We start from the raw sequence: 15,328 nt of genomic DNA on the forward strand, positions 1-15,328 counted from the left end.
GTCTCCCCTGTCCCGGCGCGCGCCGCGCTACTCCTCCACCTTCAGGATGGCGAGGAAGGCCTCCTGCGGCACCTCGACCGAACCGATGGCCTTCATGCGCTTCTTGCCCTCCTTCTGCTTCTCGAGCAGCTTGCGCTTGCGCGAGATGTCGCCGCCGTAGCACTTGGCGAGCACGTCCTTGCGGCGCGCCTTCACGGTGGAGCGCGCGATGATCTTGTTGCCGATGGCGCCCTGGATGGGCACCTCGAAGAGCTGGCGCGGGATGATCTCCTTGAGCTTGTCGCACAGGCCGCGCGCGAGCCCGTAGGCCTTGTCGCGGTGCACGATGAAGGAGAGCGCGTCAACCTCGTCGCCCGAGAGCAGGATGTCGAGCTTCACGAGGTCGCTCGGGCGGTAGTCCGCGAACTCGTAGTCCAGGCTCGCGTAGCCCTTCGTGCGGCTCTTGAGCTGGTCGAAGAAGTCCAGGATGAGCTCGGCGAGCGGGATGTCGAAGCGCATCTCGACCGACTTCTTCGAGAGGTGGATCATGTCCGTCATGATGCCGCGGTGCTCGATGCCGAGCTGCATGACCGTGCCCGTGTACTCGGGCGGCACGATGACCTTCGCCTTGAGGTAGGGCTCCTCGATGTGGTCGATGCGCGTCACGTCGGGCAGGTCCTGGGGGCTGCGCACGCAGAGCATCTCGCCGTCGGTCTTGTAGACGTGGTAGTCCACTGACGGGCTCGTGGCGATGAGGTCGAGGTCGAACTCGCGCTCGAGGCGCTCTTTGACGACCTCCATGTGCAGCAGGCCGAGGAAGCCCACGCGGAAGCCGAAGCCGAGCGCCACGGACGTCTCGGGGCTCCAGGTGAGCGAGGGGTCGTTCACGTGCAGCTTCTCGAGGGCGTCGCGCAGGTTCTCGTAGTCCTTGTTGTCGATGGGGAAGATGCCCGTGTAGACCATGGGCTTGGCCTCACGGTACCCCGAGAGGGGCTCCGCGCAGGGATGGTCGCGGTAGGTGAGCGTCTCGCCCACGTGCACGGCCTCGGGATCCTTGAGGCCGGTCACCACGAAGCCCACCTCGCCCACGGTGAGCTCGTCGACCGTGGTCTCCGCCGGGCGCTTCACGCCCACGCCGTCCACGAGGAAGTCGACGCCGTTTTGCATCATGCGCAGCTGGTCGCCCTTCTTGATGCTCCCGTCGAAGATGCGCACGGTGGCCACGACGCCGCGGTACTCGTCGAAATACGAGTCGAGGATGAGCGCCTTGAGCGGGGCGGTCGCGTCGCCCTCGGGCGGCGAGATGAGGAAGACGATGGCCTCGAGCAGATCGTGGATGCCCTCGCCCGTCTTGCCCGAGACGCACACGGCGTCGTCGGCCGGGATGGCGAGCTCGTCCTCGATCTCGAGCTTGACCTCCTCGGGATGGGCCGAGGGCAGGTCGATCTTGTTGATCGCGGGCACGATGTCGAGGTTAGCGTTCATGGCGAGGTTCGCGTTCGAGACCGTCTGCGCCTCGACGCCCTGCGTGGCGTCCACGACGAGCACGGCGCCCTCGCACGCGGCGAGCGAGCGCGAGACCTCGTAGGTGAAGTCCACGTGGCCGGGCGTGTCGATGAGGTTGAACTGGTAGGTATCGCCGTCGTCGGCCGTGTACATCACGCGCACGGCGTTCGACTTGATGGTGATGCCGCGCTCGCGCTCGATGTCCATGGTGTCGAGCAGCTGCGCCTCCATGTCGCGCTCCTCGACGGTGTTCGTGAGCTCGAGGATGCGGTCCGAGATGGTCGACTTGCCGTGGTCGATGTGCGCCACGATCGAGAAGTTGCGGATGTGGGAGGTATCAATCGTATTCATGAGCGTTATTGTACTGGATTGGCGCGACAGGGTGAGCGAGGGGATCGCACGGCATCGGCGCGTTCACAACTGCAGGCTTCGGGCGCGAGACCCCAGACCGCGGTCAGCGCACGGCGCATCGATATGAAGAAAGACCCCGTTCTTCGAACGAGGCCCTTCCGAACACGCGTGATGCCTATGTGAGGCTAGTTGAGGGTGTTCACGAGCTTCTGCACGCCGGACTTGCGGTTCGAAGCCTGGTTCTTGTGGATGATGCCCTTCGCGGCAGCCTGATCGAGGCGCTTGTAGGCGCGGCTGGCAGCGGCCTGCGCGGCCTGGGCGTCGCCCTGCTCCACGGCCTCGCGAACATGCTTGACGAGCGTCTTGAGCTCAGAGCGCACAGCGCGGTTGCGCACGCGGGCCTTCTCAGCGGTGCGGATGCGCTTCTTCTGCGATTTGATGTTAGCCACTTGCAGAGTTCCTTTCGAGTTCCTAGATATCTATCGCCATTTGATCAGGCCTCTGAGACACGATTGAGGTCACAAGCAGGTAGTGTACCACGCCGGTGCAGGTAGGTGAAGTGGTAAAGCTGTGGAAATGTTCGGTCGCGAGCGGACTGATAAAATCCAGACAGGCTGGTTTTTATCATTTCGTGAGCGACAGCACCCAGCCCACGAAGGCGGTCTCGGAATCGCGCGACCCCTTGAGCGCGCACTCCACGTCCTCCGCGCTGCGCAGCGCCCCCACGAGCTCATCCATGGTGAAGGCGCGCGACCACCGCACATGGTTCTTCACCTGCCAATCCCGCACGCCGAGGGTCGAGGCCAGCTCGCGCGCCGCGCCGCGGGCGTCGAGCGCCTTGGCGACGATGAGCTCGCGCACGCGGCCGAGCAGCAGCGCGAACAGGCGCACCTCGCTTCTCGGCGGGAGCAGTCGGTAGAGCTCGAGGGCGCGGGCGGCGTCGCGGGCGCTCACCGCGTCGAGGAAGTCCCAGGGCTTCGCCTCGGCCGTGCGCGCGACGTAGCGCTCGACGTCCCCGACCTCGATGGTTCCGCCGCCGATGACCTCGGCGAGCTTCTTGAGCTGGGTATCGAGCATGCGCGTGGACTCGCCCGAGCGCGCGACGAGCTCCTCGGCGGCCGCGGAGGTGATCGCGATGCCGTGCCTGCCCGCCATGCCCTGCACGTACGCGGGCAGCTCCCAGCGCTTCTTCGCGGAGCAGTCGATGATCGCCTGCTTGCCGAGCTTCGCCACGGCCTTGTAGAGCCGCGTGTTCTTCGCGAGGGAATCCGCTACGATGAGGCAGACCGTGTCCGGCGCGGGGTGCGCGAGGTAGGACACGAGCGCTTCGCTCATCGCCTTGGGGAGGTGCTCGCAGCCGCTCAGGATGACGAGGCGGAAGTCCGCGCCCATGGGATAGGTGCTGAGCGAGGCGATGACCTCGTCGGGCTCCTGGGGCTTCGTCATATCGCGCTCATCGAGGTTGAAGGCCGCAAGCCCGCTCGCCTCGAGCCGCGCCTTGAGGCGGTCCTGCGCGGCCGTGCGCTTGACCTCATCGGGGCCGACCACGAGGTAGGCGGGTAGCAGCTTGGCTGAGGCCATGGTTCGCTCCTTCGATCGCGTGCGGGCATCGGCCGACAGCCGGCCGCCACCCCACTCTATCACGGCGGGCGCTCGACGGTGACGGAGACGCCGCCGCGCGCGGGCGAGATCGTCACGTCGCCCACATCCTTCGTGCAGAGGAAGGCCACGTCGGCGACTTCGAGCGCGGAGACGCAGACGTCGCTCGGGTGCCCGTAGCGGTTCCCCTCCCCCGCGCTCGCGACGGCGAGCTCGGGCTCGAGCATGCCGAGCACCTCCGCGTCGACCGATTCCGCGGAGCCGTGGTGCCCGAGCTTGAGCACATCGATGTCCCCGGCGCCCGAGGCGTAGACGCGCTCCTCATCCACCTCGGTGTCCCCCGTCAGCAGCGCGCGGCAGCGCTCCCCGGCGCCGGTGTACTCCACGATGAGCGCGATGGAGTCCTCGTTATCGAGGCCGTCCACCGGCGCGTCCGGCCAGAGCACCGTGCAGGCGTAGCGTCCGACGCGGAACCCGTCGCCCGCGGACACGGCGTGCAGCTCGGGAAGGTCGAGCGCGGCGATGTCTGCGGGCATGGAGTCGTCCGCGCCCTCGGCCACGATGAGCGCGCCCACGGGCACCGTATCGAGCACGGTATCGAGGCCCCCGCAATGGTCCGCATCCCAATGCGTGATGACGACGGCATCGAGCCGCATGACGCTGTTGCGGGCGAGCGCGCGCCCAACATCGTCATCGACCCCCGCATCGACGAGCACGGCGCTCGAGCCGTCGCGTATGAGGATCGCGTCCGCCTGGCCGACGTCGAGGACGGTGATGGCGGGCGGTGCGAAGACGCCCCAACGCAGCACGTGCGCCGCCGCGAGGACGCCGCAGACGGCGAGCGCGCAGGCGATGTGCGCGCGGCGGATACCCAGCCACGCGATGTACACGAGCGCCGCGAGCGCGTAGAGCGCGACGGCGGCGCGGGCATCCAAATCCATCGCGACCGAGGCATAGGGGACGCGCGCGCAGAGCGCGACAAGGAAGATGGCGAGCTGCGCGAGCGCCGCCGGAAGCGCGAGCAGCGCCACCAGGGGCGGAAGCGCGACGGCCGCGAGCGTCGTCGCGAGCCCTGCGACGAGGAGCGCCGTCATGACGGGGCCGAGCACGATGTTCGCAAGCGGCGCCACGAGCGAGCAACTGCCGAACACGGGAACCGCAAGGGGCAGCGTCGCCCATTGCGCGCAGAGCGTGAGCGCGAGCGCCTCCGCGAGCCCGCGGGGCAGCCCGAGGCGCTGGAGGCGAAAGCGCAGATAGCTGCCGAAGAGCTGGATGAAGAGCACGCTCGCCGCCGAGAGCTGGAACCCGAGGTCGAACGCGATCCCCGGGTCGATGGCGCAGAGCCCGACCGCGCTCAGCGCGAGGCCGGAGAGCCCGTGCGCCCGCCTGCCCCCGAGCCTTGCGAACAGCGAGCAGGCGACCATGACGAACGAGCGCACCGCCGAGGCGGCGCATCCCGTGAAGAGCACGTAGGCACCCATGAGCACGGCGAGGGCCGCCGCACGGGAGCCGCGCCGCGCCCCAAGAGCTTGCCCGGCGGCCTCGACGAGCCCGGCGACGAGCGCGAGGTGGCTTCCCGAGACCGCGATGAGATGCGAGGTCCCGGTGCGGGCGAAATCGTCCGCGGCGGCTGTGGTATTCAGCTCCGTCGTGCGCCCGCACACGATGCCCGCGACGAGCGCGCGCCCCGCGCTCGCCGCCGGGTCGATCGCTTCGAGCGCGCGGGCGCGCACCGCCTCGACCGGGCTGGGGGCATACGCCTCCTGGAGTACCGACACAACGCGAACCCCCGCCACCGCGCCCTCAAGGTACGAGGAGCGCCCCCATGCGTCCGCCTCGAGCGCTTCGACGCGCCCGACGGCGCGAAGCCTCGTTCCCGCGGGTAGCTCGCGCTCGCTCGTGAGCTCGACGCGGCCGACGAGCGTCTTCCCCTCGAACACGTACGCATCATGCCGCACGCCGTAGGTCCCGGCGCGGGCATCGCCCGATACCGCGAACGTGAAGCTGCTCGCCGGTGCGCTCAGGATGCGCTCGGCGGCCGCCGCACGGCTCATGCAGCCGTACGCGCCCGAACACGCCCCGATCAGGCACCCGATCCCGAGGAACGCCACGACGGCGCGGCGTCCTTCCAGGCGCGCGCTCCCACTCCGCCAGGACGGGCACGCACGTCGCCAGAGCGCGCACCCCGCGACGATCGCGATGACTGCGCCGATGACGCCGAAGATAAGGGCCACCGCGCCCGCGGGGACACCGCACGCCGTCGTGCCCTCGGTATACGCGGAGCTGAATTCCATCCACCCGCATTCGAGCACCGCGGACGCCGAGAGCAGCGCCCCCGCCGCTGCCGCCATGGAAGCGGGGATGTGCGGCCGCGGCGGGGCCTCGAGCGCTGCGACCCGGCTCATATGCAAATCAGCGCCTCGAGCTTCGCGTACTTCTTCTCGCCGATGCCCGAGACGCGCATGAGGTCCTCGATGCTCACGAAGGGGCCGTTCTGCTCGCGATCATCGATGATGGCCTGCGCCGTGGAAGGGCCCACGCCGGGAAGCGCATCGAGCTCCTCCAAGCTTGCCGTGTTGATGTTGACGAGCGCGCCAACGTCGCCTGCGCCCGCTGAGGCATCCGTTCCCGAACCCGTCGCGGCAGGCACGGCCTCGCCCGCGCGGGGAACATAGACCTTCTGCCCGTCTTGCAGGATCTGCGCCTGGTTCAGGGACGAGCAGTCCGCATCGTCCGCAAGGCCGCCCGCCGCCTCGATCGCGTCGACGACGCGCGCGCCGCTCTCGAGCTCGACGACGCCGGGCCGCGCGACCGCCCCGCCGACATCGATGACGATGCGCTCAGGCGCGGTGGCGTCACCGGTTTCCGCTTCCCGCTCCCCCGCCTCGTCATCCGAGCCCGACGCGCCCATGGACTCCGACAAGCCCGCGCCGGCGCCGTCGGATGAGCCCGACGAGATTTCGAACGACCTGCCCGAACCGCCCGCGACGCCGAGCCACACCATGGCCACCGCTGCCACGAGCACGACCGCGAGCACCGCGCGCGCCGCGCCCCCGTGCGCGAGCAGGCTCCGCACGCGCCGCGCGATGCGCCCACCCCGCTCCGTGCGCTCGATCTGCGCCATGACGCACCACCCCCTTGGGTGCATCATCACATCGCCCGCACCGCACCGCCGCGCGAATCTCAGATTCTCCCGCACGACCTTGCAGAAACCTGGCAGCAATCTGGCACAAGAGCACCCGGATATGCACCGAATGTGGCCGCTTCGGCACCCGCTTGCGCAAAGACCAAGGTAGATGCCGCGATAACCGATCGATTCCCGCGAACAGAATCTGACGATATGCATACCAGTGCGCCAACGGGCAAGAGCGCCGCGCACGCAAAACGGCGCCCGCCCCATGCGCCCTCGCGCGGGACGGCCGCCGTCAAGACGTACCCTCTCTGTCGATCATCCGCGCGGGGCGAGCACCTCGTGCCGCTCGCGCACCGGCTTGCCCGGCCGGTACGACGAGCTCGGGAAATCGATGTACTCGACGGATGCGACGAGCTCTTCGATCATCGCGTCGTGGTCGAAGGCATCCCAGGCCTCGTGCACCGCTTCGAGGCGCGCGTGCGTCTCGGGCGCGCGCGGCATGAAGAGCGTGCAGCAATCGGGCGCCGTCTCGCAGGAGATGTCGTAGGTGCCGATCTCGTGCGCGCGCTCGATGATCTCCTGCTTGTCGGAGCCGATGAGCGGGCGCAGGACGGGAAGGGACACCATCTCGTTCACCGCGGCGATGTTCTCGAGCGTCTGGGACGCCACCTGCCCGAGCGACTCGCCCGTGACGATGGCCTTGGCGTCCTCGAGGCGCGCGATGCGCTCCGCCACGGCGTACATCACGCGGCGGTACATGATGACGCGCAGGCTCGTGGGGCACGCGAGCGCGATCTGGCGCTGGGCGTCGCCGAACGGGACCACGTACAGGCGGCCGATCTGGATGGCGGGCGCATAGGCGCGGATGATGTCCTGGCACAGGTACTCGCTCGTGTCCGCCGTCTGCGGGCGCCCGGAGAAGTGCACGGGCACGCACACCGCGCCGCGGCGGGCGAGCAGCCAGGTGGCGACGGGCGAATCGATGCCCGAGGAAAGCAGCGTCACGACCTTGCCGGCGCTGCCGACGGGAAGGCCTCCCACGCCGCGCTCGGAGCGGGCGTACACGTACACGCTCCCCTGCACCACGAGCACGTGCACGACGGCATCGGGCTTGTGCATCTGGACGCGCTTGTCGGGGAACGCCTCGCAGAGCGCCTCCCCCACCTGCGCGTTGAGCTCGAGCGACCCGAGCGGGTAGTCGGTGTTCGAGCGCTTCGCCGCGACCTTGAAGCTCTCGAACGACGCAACCTCGCCGAGGGCGCGGATCGCGGCGCGGCAGTACTCGCCCGGCTCCCGGTTGGTATGGAAGGCGAGCGAGACGCGGGCGACGCCCGGCACCCGGCAGATGACGGGGAACGCGCGCTCGGCATCGCCCGGCTCGGAGAACGTCACGAGGATGTGACCGGAGATGCGCGCGCAGGTCGCAACGGAAAAGGCGGCACAGGCCGCCTTGATGGTATCGATGAGGATGTGCTCGAAGTGAGCCCGGTTCTTCCCCTTGAGGCCGACCTCGTGGTAGTGGACCAGGCAGACGCGGCTCGCCATGCGCTATTCCACGGAACCGGCGGATTCGTACTCCGCGGGCTGGTGGCCGAGGGCGGCCTCGAACTTGTCGTGGTCGTAGGAGATGTCGCCGTCGGCGATCTCCTCCATGGCCATAGAGATGGCGTCCTTGCCGGAGAGCGCGATGGTGATGTCGTCGACGTCCTGGACGGAGAGGACGCGCGCATGCTGGCCGCGCAGCATGTTGTTGATGTCGCAGGCGCGCTTGGACGCCAGCGAAGCGAGGAGGAACCGGTTGTTATCGGTCTGCTCGAGCAGGTCGTCGATATGAGGCTTGATGACGGACATGGAGCCTCAGCTCCTTTCATGGTTCTTGATGATACCGATGAGCGCGCGAACCGCCTCATCGAGGTCATCGTTCACGACGACCTCGTCGTAGCGGTCGATGAGCGCGAGCTCGCGCTCGGCATTCGCCAGGCGCAGCGCCAGCGATTCCTCGGTCTCGGTCCCGCGCCCGCGCAGGCGCTCGGCGAGCACCTCGAGCGAGGGCGGCTTGATGAAGATGAGCACCGCCTCGGGCATGCGCTCGCGCACCTGGAGGGCGCCCTGCACGTCGATCTCGAGGATGAGCGAGGACCCCGCAGAAAGATTGCGCTCGACCTCGCTTTTCAGCGTACCGTAGCAGTTGCCGTGAACGTGCGCCCACTCGATGAACTCGCCCGCGTCGACACGGCGCTGGAACTCATCGGGCGTGAGGAAGTAGTAGCTCGTCCCGTCGACCTCGCCCGCGCGCGGGGAGCGCGTGGTAGCGGAAACCGTCAGGCCCAGATTCGGGAGCTCCGCGCGGACGCGCGCGACGAGCGTACCCTTTCCGGCACCTGACGGCCCTGAGACGACGAAGAGCTTTGACGTCGCTTCGCCCAACTTACTTGGTGAGGGCGGCGAGCAGCTGCTCACGCTGGCGGACGCCGAGACCCTGGACGCGGCGGGTGGCGGAGATCTCCAGCTCGTCCATGATCTTGGCGGCCTTGGCCTTGCCGTAGCCGGGGAGCGACTCGATGAGGGTGGAGACCTTCATGCGGGACGCGATGGGATCATCGGAGTTCAGGACGGACTCGAGGGAGACCTCACCCTTCTTGATCTTCTCACGAAGCTCGGCACGGGCGTGGCGGGCTGCGGCGGCCTTCTCGAGAGCGGCCTTGCGCTGCTCATCGGTGAGCTGGGGAAGCGCCATTAGAACCTCCTACATTCAAGGTTGATACAGACAAATGAACGGTTTTCGCCTCATGCTGCGCATGAGCAGGCGTTTAACCATCGTGATACGTTAATCGATACCGTGGCAAAGTTCAAGTGCAACGGGGAATCTTTGGGGCTGCGACCTGCATATTCACAGAACGACCGCGAAGATTCCCCTGCTTCAGGGCGTGATTGAGGGAGCCGGGGACTACGCGGTCAGCTCGTCCACGATGGCCTCGTACGCGGCGACCGGGTCGTCCGCGCCGGTGATGGGCCTGCCGATGACGAGATGGCTCGCACCCGAGGCGATTGCCGAGGCAGGCGTGGCCACACGACTCTGGTCGCCGAGCGCGGCGCCGGCCGGGCGCACGCCCGGGGTCACGATGAGCGCGTCCTCACCTAACAGTTGACGCATGGCGGCCGCCTCCTGGGGCGAGCACACGATGCCGTCGATGCCGTTCGCGCGGGCGAGCCCTGCCAGGCGCGCGGCCTCCTCGGGGATGGGGCAGGTGATGCCGACCTCGGCGAGCGCCTGCTCGTCCATGCTCGTGAGCACGGTGATCGCCACGAGGCGGGCGCGCTCCCCTCCCGTCTCGGCGGCAGCCTGCTCCACGCCCTCGCGCGCGGCGGCGAGCATGGCGCCCGACCCGAGGCCGTGGACGGAGAGCAGGTCGGCGCCCGCGAGGGCCGCGGAGCGCGCGGCGCCGCGGACCTGGTGCGGGATGTCGTGCAACTTGAGGTCGAGGAACACCTTGAACCCCAGGTCGCGGAAGGCGCGCACGATGGAGGGGCCCTCCGCGTAGTAGAGCGTCATGCCCACCTTGAGCCATCGCGCGTGGCCGGAGAGCGCCTGCGCGAGCGCGAGCGCCTCCTCGCGGCCGCAGTCGAGGGCGACGATGATGCGCTCGCGCGCCTCTTGCTCTAGCATTCGAAGGCTCCAATCAGCTCGGTGATGCTCTTCACGCCCTGGGACGCCGCCCATGCCTCGAGCTCGTGCAGGACGCGCGCGGAGGCCGCCGGGTCGATGAAGCTCGCCATGCCCACGGCCACGGAGGTCGCGCCCGCGAGGATGAACTCGGCCGCGTCCTCGCCCGTCATGACGCCGCCCACGCCGCACACGGGGATGTCCACCGCCTGGCAGACCTCCCAGACCATGCGCACGGCGATGGGGTGCAGAAGCGGGCCGGAGAGGCCGCCCGTGGGGCGCGAGATCTTGGAGCGGCGCGTGTGAACGTCGATCGCCATGCCGGGGATGGAGTTAATGACCGTGAGGCCGTCTGCCCCCTCGGTCTCGAGCGCGCGGGCGATCTCGGGCAGGCGCACGGGCGCCATCTTCACGAGCAGCGGCTTCTTGGTGACCGGACGGCAGGCGCGCATGACCTCCGCGGCGCCCTCGGGGGTCGAGCCCATGGCAGCGCCGCCGCAGGCGATGTTCGGGCAGCTCACGTTGAGCTCGAACGCAGCCGCCCACGGGCAGAGCTCGTCGAAGAGCTCGAGCGCCGCGACGTACTCCTCCACGGAGTGGCCGGCGACCTGGCAGATGACGGCCGTCCCCTTCGCCGTGAGGTCAGCGAGGTAGGGGCCGGATTCCTCGGCGAAGGCGCGGACACCGGGGTTCTGCAGGCCCACGGAGTTCATCATGCCGCCCGGGACCTCGGTCATGCGCGGCTTGGGGTTGCCCGCCCAGGGCTCGGCGGCGCACCCCTTCGTGGTGATCGCGCCGAGCTCGGAGACGTCCATGAAGTTCTGGAACTGCCAGCCCTGGCCAAACGTCCCGGCTGCGGTGTTGATGGGGTTCTTGAGCGGGATGCCGGCGAAATCGACGGCCATGGAGACATCGCCCATTACCACACGACCTCCTTCGCATCGAACACGGGGCCGCACATGCAGGCGCCCTTCATGCCGTTCACGGTCTCGACGGCGCAGGTGGAGCAGGCACCGAAGCCGCAGCTCATCATTCGCTCGAGCGAGGCCTCGCAGTATACCTGAGCCTGCCCGGCCGCATCGGCGACCTTCGCCATCATGGGCTCGGGGCCGCACGTGGCGACATACTGGTAGCCGCCCTGCGAAAGGAGCTCGGCGGCCGGGTCGGTGCAGAAGCCGTGGTAGCCCGCCGTGCCATCATCGGTGCACGCGCGCACCTCGCCCGCGCCGAGCTCGCGGAACTCACGCTCGCCCACGAGCGACTCCGCGGTCGCCGCACCGAGGCACACATCGAACGCGATGCCGCGCGCAGCGAGCTCATAGGCCAGGCAGAGCACCGGCGGCACGCCGATGCCGCCCGCGACGAGGAGCGCGCGCTCGCAGCCCTCGAGCACCGACCAGCCCTTGCCGCCGGGGCCGAGCAGGTCGGAGCGGCTGCCGGCGGGCATCTGGGCCAGGCGGCGCGTGCCGTCGCCCACCACGGCGTACCACAGCTCGACCGTGCCCGCCTCCGGGTTAGCGGAGGCATAGCTCAAGGGCACGCGCAGCAGGCTCATCGCGTTGCCGGGAACGGCGATGTTCACGAACTGGCCGGGACGGATCGCCGCGGCGAGCTTGGGCGCGCGGATGGTGAGCGCGTAGATGTCGCGGGCGATCGGCTCGTTCGACACGACCTCGAAATCGTGCATGCGAGCCGGTGAAGGCGTTGGCATAGACCCTCCTTACCCGATGCGCGGACGCCGGGGCGCTTCCCTTGCCGGGCGGGAAGCCGCGCCGCGCGAGCGCATCGCTGAGACGAAAAGGCAGGCGCCACCGGCATCCCGGCCGCGCCTGCCTGTGATTATCGCACGGAACGTGCTAGCACACGACGCCGTCGGCGAGCGTGCGCACGCCGCCCACAAAGACGTCGGTCGCGCGGCCGGTGAGCTCGACGCCCTCGAACGCGCAGTTATCGGCCTTGGACTCGTAGCCGTCCGCGCCGACCGTCCAGGTGGCAGCGGGGTCGAAGACCGTGATGTCGGCGACGGAGCCGGCGGCGATGCTCGCGGGCTCGACGCCCAGGATGCGACGCGGGTTCACGCTCATGAGCTCGACCATGCGGGCGTAGTCGATGGTGCCCGTCTCCACGAGCTTGGTGAGCACGAGGCCGAGCGCGCACTCGATGCCCGTGGTGCCGAAGGGGGCGAGCTCGAACTCGCGTGCCTTCTCCCAGGCGGCGTGGGGCGCGTGGTCGGTCGCGATGGCGTCCACGGTGCCGTCGACGACGCCGGCGATGAGCGCCTCGGCGTCCGCGGCGGTGCGCAGCGGCGGGTTCATCTTGAGGCGCGTGTCGTACGTGCCGTCGAGCGCGTCCTCGGTGAGGAAGAGGTGGTGCGGCGTGGCCTCGCAGGTCACGTCGAGCCCCTCGGCCTTGGCGGCGCGCACGAGCTTGAGGCCGCGCGCGGTGGAGATGTGCTGGATGTGGAGCTTCGCCCCCGTGAGGCGCGCGAGCGCGATGTCGCGGGCGATCTGGATCTCCTCGCCCTCCGCGGGCCAGCCGAGCAGCCCCAGGCGCGTGGACACGACGCCCTCGTTCACCTGGCCGTCGCCCACGAGGTCCTCGTCCTGGCAGTGGCTCATGAACACCTTGCCGAACATCTTGCCGTAGTCCATGCAGCGGCGCATCATGCCCGCGCCCTGGACGCCGCGGCCGTCATCGGTGAACGCGACGGCGCCGTGCGCCACCATGTCGCCCATCTCGGCGATGATCTCGCCCTTGAGGCCCTTGGAGCAGGCGCCCGACGGGTACACGCGGCAGTGGCCCTCGCGGGCGGCGACGGACTTCACGTACTCGATGACCGTGCCGTTATCGGTCACGGGGTCGGTGTTGGGCATGGAGCACACGCCCGTGAAGCCGCCCTTCGCGGCCGCGCGGGTCTCGCTCTCGATGGTGCCCTTGTGCTCGTAGCCGGGCTCGCGCAGGTGCACGTGCATGTCCACGAGACCGGGGACGAGCACCTTGCCCGCAAGGTCGATGACCTCGCAGCCCTCGGCGGAGAGGTTCTCGCCCACCTCGGCGATCTTGTCGCCGTCGATCTTCACGTCAACGACGCCGTCGATGCCCGCGACCGGGTCGACGACGTGCGCGCTCTTAAGCAGAAAGGCCATTGTCGGCACCTCCAAGCAGCAGGTACAGGGCAGCCATGCGCACGCAGATGCCTGCGTACACCTGGTCGAGGATCACGGACCGCTCGGGGTGGTCCGCCATGTAGGAATCGAACTCCACGCCGCGGTTGATGGGGCCGGGGTGGCAGATGATCGCGTCGGGCTTCATGAGCGGCTCGCGCTTCTTCGTGAGGCCGAAGAGCTCATGGTACTCGCGCAGGCTCGGGAAGGGCGCACCCTCCAGGCGCTCGCGCTGGATGCGGAGCATGTAGACCACGTCGAGCTCGGGCAGGACGTCGTCGAGGCTGTAGCTCACATGGTCGGCACCGAGCACCTCGGGCGCGGCGGGGATGAGCGTGCCCGGGGCCACGACCGTGACCTCGGCACCCATGATCTTGAGCGCGGGGATGAGCGAGCCGCACACGCGGGAGTGCGCGATGTCGCCGACGATGCCCACCTTGAGGCCCTCGAAGGAGCCCTTGCGCTTCCAGATGGAGTAGAGGTCGAGCAGGGCCTGCGTGGGGTGGCCGTGCTTGCCGTCGCCGGCGTCGATGACGGCCGCGGGGCTGTGCTGGGTGATAATGTAGGGGGCGCCCGCGTGCTTGTCGCGCACGACGATGCAGTCGATCTTGTAGGCGTCGAGCGTCATGACGGTGTCGATGAGGCTCTCGCCCTTCACGGTGCTCGTGGAGGAGCCGCCGAAGTTCAGGCTGTCAGCCGAGAGGCGCTTCTCGGCGAGCTCGAAGGAGCTGCGCGTACGCGTCGAGGGCTCGTTGAACATGTTCACGATCGTCTTGCCCTTGAGCGTCGGCACCTTCTTGATGGCGCGCTCGTTCACCTCGGAGAACGCCTTGGCGGTCTCGAGGATGGTCATGATATCGGTATCCGAGTACTCGGTGATATCGATCAGGTGCTTATGGTTGAACGCCATGAGCCTACTCACCTCCCAGCGGGGCGGAACCCACGCGGGCGCCGGGCTCCACATCGAAAATCTCGACGGACGAACGGCCGTCGACCTCCTTGAGATACAGGCGCACGTTCTCCTCGTGCGAGGACGGAACGTTCTTGCCCACGAAATCCGGGCAGATGGGGAGCTCGCGATGGCCGCGGTCGACGAGCACGGCCAGCTCGATGGCGGCGGGGCGGCCGAGGTCCATCACCGCGTCGAGCGCGGCACGGATGGTGCGGCCGGTGTAGAGGACGTCGTCGACGAGCACGATGCGCTTGCCGTCGACGTCGAACGGGATGTGCGTGGCATGGATCTCCGGCGCGAGGTTCGTGAGGTAGTCGTCGCGGTAGAAGCTGATGTCGAGGCTACCGAGCGGCACGCGCACCCCCTCGATCTCCTCGATCTTCTCGACGAGCTGCTTGGCAAGCAGGTCGCCGCGCGTCACGATGCCCACGAGCGCGAGGTTCTCGGTTCCCTCGTTCCGCTCGAGGATCTCGTGCGCGATGCGCGTGATCGCGCGGTTGATGGCGGTCTCGTCCATGATGACCGCCTTAGGCTTCGTGCCCATCGCACTCCTTCCTTCCATCGATGCCCGCGGATGCATATGCCCCGCCGAGGCAAAGAAAAAGATGCCCGACCGCCGCGCGGCACGGACATCCCGAAGAAAAGCCAGCTCCTTGAGCTGGGTGCTATGTGCTTCCTTGCGGGTATCTCGTACCACGTTTAAAGGTCGTGCCTAGTGTAGCACGGAAGCGCGCCGGCACCGCCGGGGTTCTCGGCGAGGGGGCAACATGAATCAAAAATCTCGATGCCTGCATATTTTGCCCTCCGACTCCGCATCGCGCGAAGGGCTTGGCGCATACGAAAAGACCCTGCCAGGGGGACTGGCAGGGTCTCTTGAAATCAATGGCTCCCCGGGTAGGACTCGAACCTACAACAGCGCGGTTAACAGCCGCGTGCTCTACCATTGAGCTACCGAGGAATGGCTGCTCGCAAGCAACAGA

General features: G+C 68.4%; 15 protein-coding genes and 1 tRNA gene. All 16 read right to left on the reverse strand.

The window, feature by feature from the left end:
- Positions 1 to 27: 27 nt before the first annotated feature.
- The gene (gene lepA, locus B5G02_RS03040) at positions 28 to 1,836 is read right to left on the reverse strand and encodes a translation elongation factor 4 (RefSeq protein WP_094335131.1); all 1,809 of its coding nucleotides are present in this window, start codon (positions 1,834 to 1,836) and stop codon (positions 28 to 30) included.
- Positions 1,837 to 2,021: 185 nt separating this feature from the next.
- Positions 2,022 to 2,285, reverse strand: coding sequence for a 30S ribosomal protein S20 (gene rpsT, locus B5G02_RS03045; protein WP_019238623.1), 264 nt, complete (start codon positions 2,283 to 2,285; stop codon positions 2,022 to 2,024).
- 175 nt (positions 2,286 to 2,460) lie between these two features.
- The gene (gene holA, locus B5G02_RS03050; protein WP_094335132.1) at positions 2,461 to 3,417 is read right to left on the reverse strand and encodes a DNA polymerase III subunit delta; all 957 of its coding nucleotides are present in this window, start codon (positions 3,415 to 3,417) and stop codon (positions 2,461 to 2,463) included.
- Between the two features lie 59 nt (positions 3,418 to 3,476).
- On the reverse strand, positions 3,477 to 5,840 hold the full coding sequence (locus tag B5G02_RS03055; protein WP_241146146.1) for a DNA internalization-related competence protein ComEC/Rec2: 2,364 nt from the start codon (positions 5,838 to 5,840) through the stop codon (positions 3,477 to 3,479).
- Positions 5,837 to 6,559 carry a ComEA family DNA-binding protein gene (locus B5G02_RS03060; protein WP_094335133.1) on the reverse strand — a complete coding sequence of 241 codons (723 nt, stop codon included), beginning with the start codon at positions 6,557 to 6,559 and terminating at the stop codon, positions 5,837 to 5,839. Before B5G02_RS03060 ends, B5G02_RS03055 begins: the two co-directional genes overlap by 4 nt.
- Positions 6,560 to 6,883: 324 nt before the next feature.
- Complete coding sequence (gene thiI / locus B5G02_RS03065; protein ID WP_094335134.1) at positions 6,884 to 8,113, reverse strand: tRNA uracil 4-sulfurtransferase ThiI; 1,230 nt, start codon at positions 8,111 to 8,113, stop codon at positions 6,884 to 6,886.
- Positions 8,114 to 8,116: 3 nt separating this feature from the next.
- A complete protein-coding gene (locus tag B5G02_RS03070; RefSeq protein WP_019238628.1) occupies positions 8,117 to 8,419 on the reverse strand; it encodes a DNA-directed RNA polymerase subunit omega in 303 nt (100 codons plus the stop codon).
- A 6-nt stretch (positions 8,420 to 8,425) separates the two neighbouring features.
- Positions 8,426 to 8,995: a guanylate kinase gene (gmk, locus tag B5G02_RS03075; protein WP_094335135.1), complete on the reverse strand. Its 570-nt coding sequence runs from the start codon at positions 8,993 to 8,995 to the stop codon at positions 8,426 to 8,428.
- Position 8,996: 1 nt separating this feature from the next.
- Positions 8,997 to 9,305, reverse strand: a complete 309-nt coding sequence (mihF, locus tag B5G02_RS03080; protein WP_019238630.1) for an integration host factor, actinobacterial type — start codon at positions 9,303 to 9,305, stop codon at positions 8,997 to 8,999.
- A 210-nt stretch (positions 9,306 to 9,515) separates the two neighbouring features.
- Positions 9,516 to 10,235, reverse strand: a complete 720-nt coding sequence (gene pyrF / locus B5G02_RS03085; RefSeq protein ID WP_094335136.1) for an orotidine-5'-phosphate decarboxylase — start codon at positions 10,233 to 10,235, stop codon at positions 9,516 to 9,518.
- Positions 10,229 to 11,152, reverse strand: a complete 924-nt coding sequence (locus B5G02_RS03090; protein ID WP_094335137.1) for a dihydroorotate dehydrogenase — start codon at positions 11,150 to 11,152, stop codon at positions 10,229 to 10,231. The genes pyrF and B5G02_RS03090 overlap by 7 nt, the downstream gene beginning before the upstream one ends.
- Positions 11,152 to 11,919 (reverse strand): dihydroorotate dehydrogenase electron transfer subunit, encoded by a 768-nt coding sequence (locus tag B5G02_RS03095; RefSeq protein WP_094335138.1) that lies wholly within the window; start codon positions 11,917 to 11,919, stop codon positions 11,152 to 11,154. Before B5G02_RS03095 ends, B5G02_RS03090 begins: the two co-directional genes overlap by 1 nt.
- Before the next feature lie 169 nt (positions 11,920 to 12,088).
- Positions 12,089 to 13,378 (reverse strand): dihydroorotase, encoded by a 1,290-nt coding sequence (locus B5G02_RS03100; protein ID WP_094335139.1) that lies wholly within the window; start codon positions 13,376 to 13,378, stop codon positions 12,089 to 12,091.
- On the reverse strand, positions 13,362 to 14,306 hold the full coding sequence (locus B5G02_RS03105) for an aspartate carbamoyltransferase catalytic subunit (protein ID WP_094335140.1): 945 nt from the start codon (positions 14,304 to 14,306) through the stop codon (positions 13,362 to 13,364). The genes B5G02_RS03100 and B5G02_RS03105 overlap by 17 nt, the downstream gene beginning before the upstream one ends.
- A gap of 4 nt (positions 14,307 to 14,310) precedes the next feature.
- Positions 14,311 to 14,892, reverse strand: a complete 582-nt coding sequence (pyrR, locus tag B5G02_RS03110; RefSeq protein ID WP_019238636.1) for a bifunctional pyr operon transcriptional regulator/uracil phosphoribosyltransferase PyrR — start codon at positions 14,890 to 14,892, stop codon at positions 14,311 to 14,313.
- A gap of 339 nt (positions 14,893 to 15,231) precedes the next feature.
- Positions 15,232 to 15,306: transfer RNA gene (locus tag B5G02_RS03115), tRNA-Asn, on the reverse strand.
- Positions 15,307 to 15,328: the final 22 nt, after the last annotated feature.

This window comes from [Collinsella] massiliensis (assembly GCF_002161605.1).
GTDB lineage: Bacteria > Actinomycetota > Coriobacteriia > Coriobacteriales > Coriobacteriaceae > Enorma.

Coding starts and splice junctions, on each gene's coding strand:
- B5G02_RS03095 (WP_094335138.1), bottom strand. CDS start 11,919: ATGCACGATTTCGAGGTCGTGTCGAACGAGCCGATCGCCCGCGACATC.
- holA (WP_094335132.1), bottom strand. CDS start 3,417: ATGGCCTCAGCCAAGCTGCTACCCGCCTACCTCGTGGTCGGCCCCGAT.
- pyrF (WP_094335136.1), bottom strand. CDS start 10,235: ATGCTAGAGCAAGAGGCGCGCGAGCGCATCATCGTCGCCCTCGACTGC.
- B5G02_RS03105 (WP_094335140.1), bottom strand. CDS start 14,306: ATGGCGTTCAACCATAAGCACCTGATCGATATCACCGAGTACTCGGAT.
- pyrR (WP_019238636.1), bottom strand. CDS start 14,892: ATGGGCACGAAGCCTAAGGCGGTCATCATGGACGAGACCGCCATCAAC.
- mihF (WP_019238630.1), bottom strand. CDS start 9,305: ATGGCGCTTCCCCAGCTCACCGATGAGCAGCGCAAGGCCGCTCTCGAG.
- B5G02_RS03055 (WP_241146146.1), bottom strand. CDS start 5,840: ATGAGCCGGGTCGCAGCGCTCGAGGCCCCGCCGCGGCCGCACATCCCC.
- B5G02_RS03100 (WP_094335139.1), bottom strand. CDS start 13,378: ATGGCCTTTCTGCTTAAGAGCGCGCACGTCGTCGACCCGGTCGCGGGC.
- B5G02_RS03070 (WP_019238628.1), bottom strand. CDS start 8,419: ATGTCCGTCATCAAGCCTCATATCGACGACCTGCTCGAGCAGACCGAT.
- lepA (WP_094335131.1), bottom strand. CDS start 1,836: ATGAATACGATTGATACCTCCCACATCCGCAACTTCTCGATCGTGGCG.
- B5G02_RS03090 (WP_094335137.1), bottom strand. CDS start 11,152: ATGGGCGATGTCTCCATGGCCGTCGATTTCGCCGGCATCCCGCTCAAG.
- B5G02_RS03060 (WP_094335133.1), bottom strand. CDS start 6,559: ATGGCGCAGATCGAGCGCACGGAGCGGGGTGGGCGCATCGCGCGGCGC.
- thiI (WP_094335134.1), bottom strand. CDS start 8,113: ATGGCGAGCCGCGTCTGCCTGGTCCACTACCACGAGGTCGGCCTCAAG.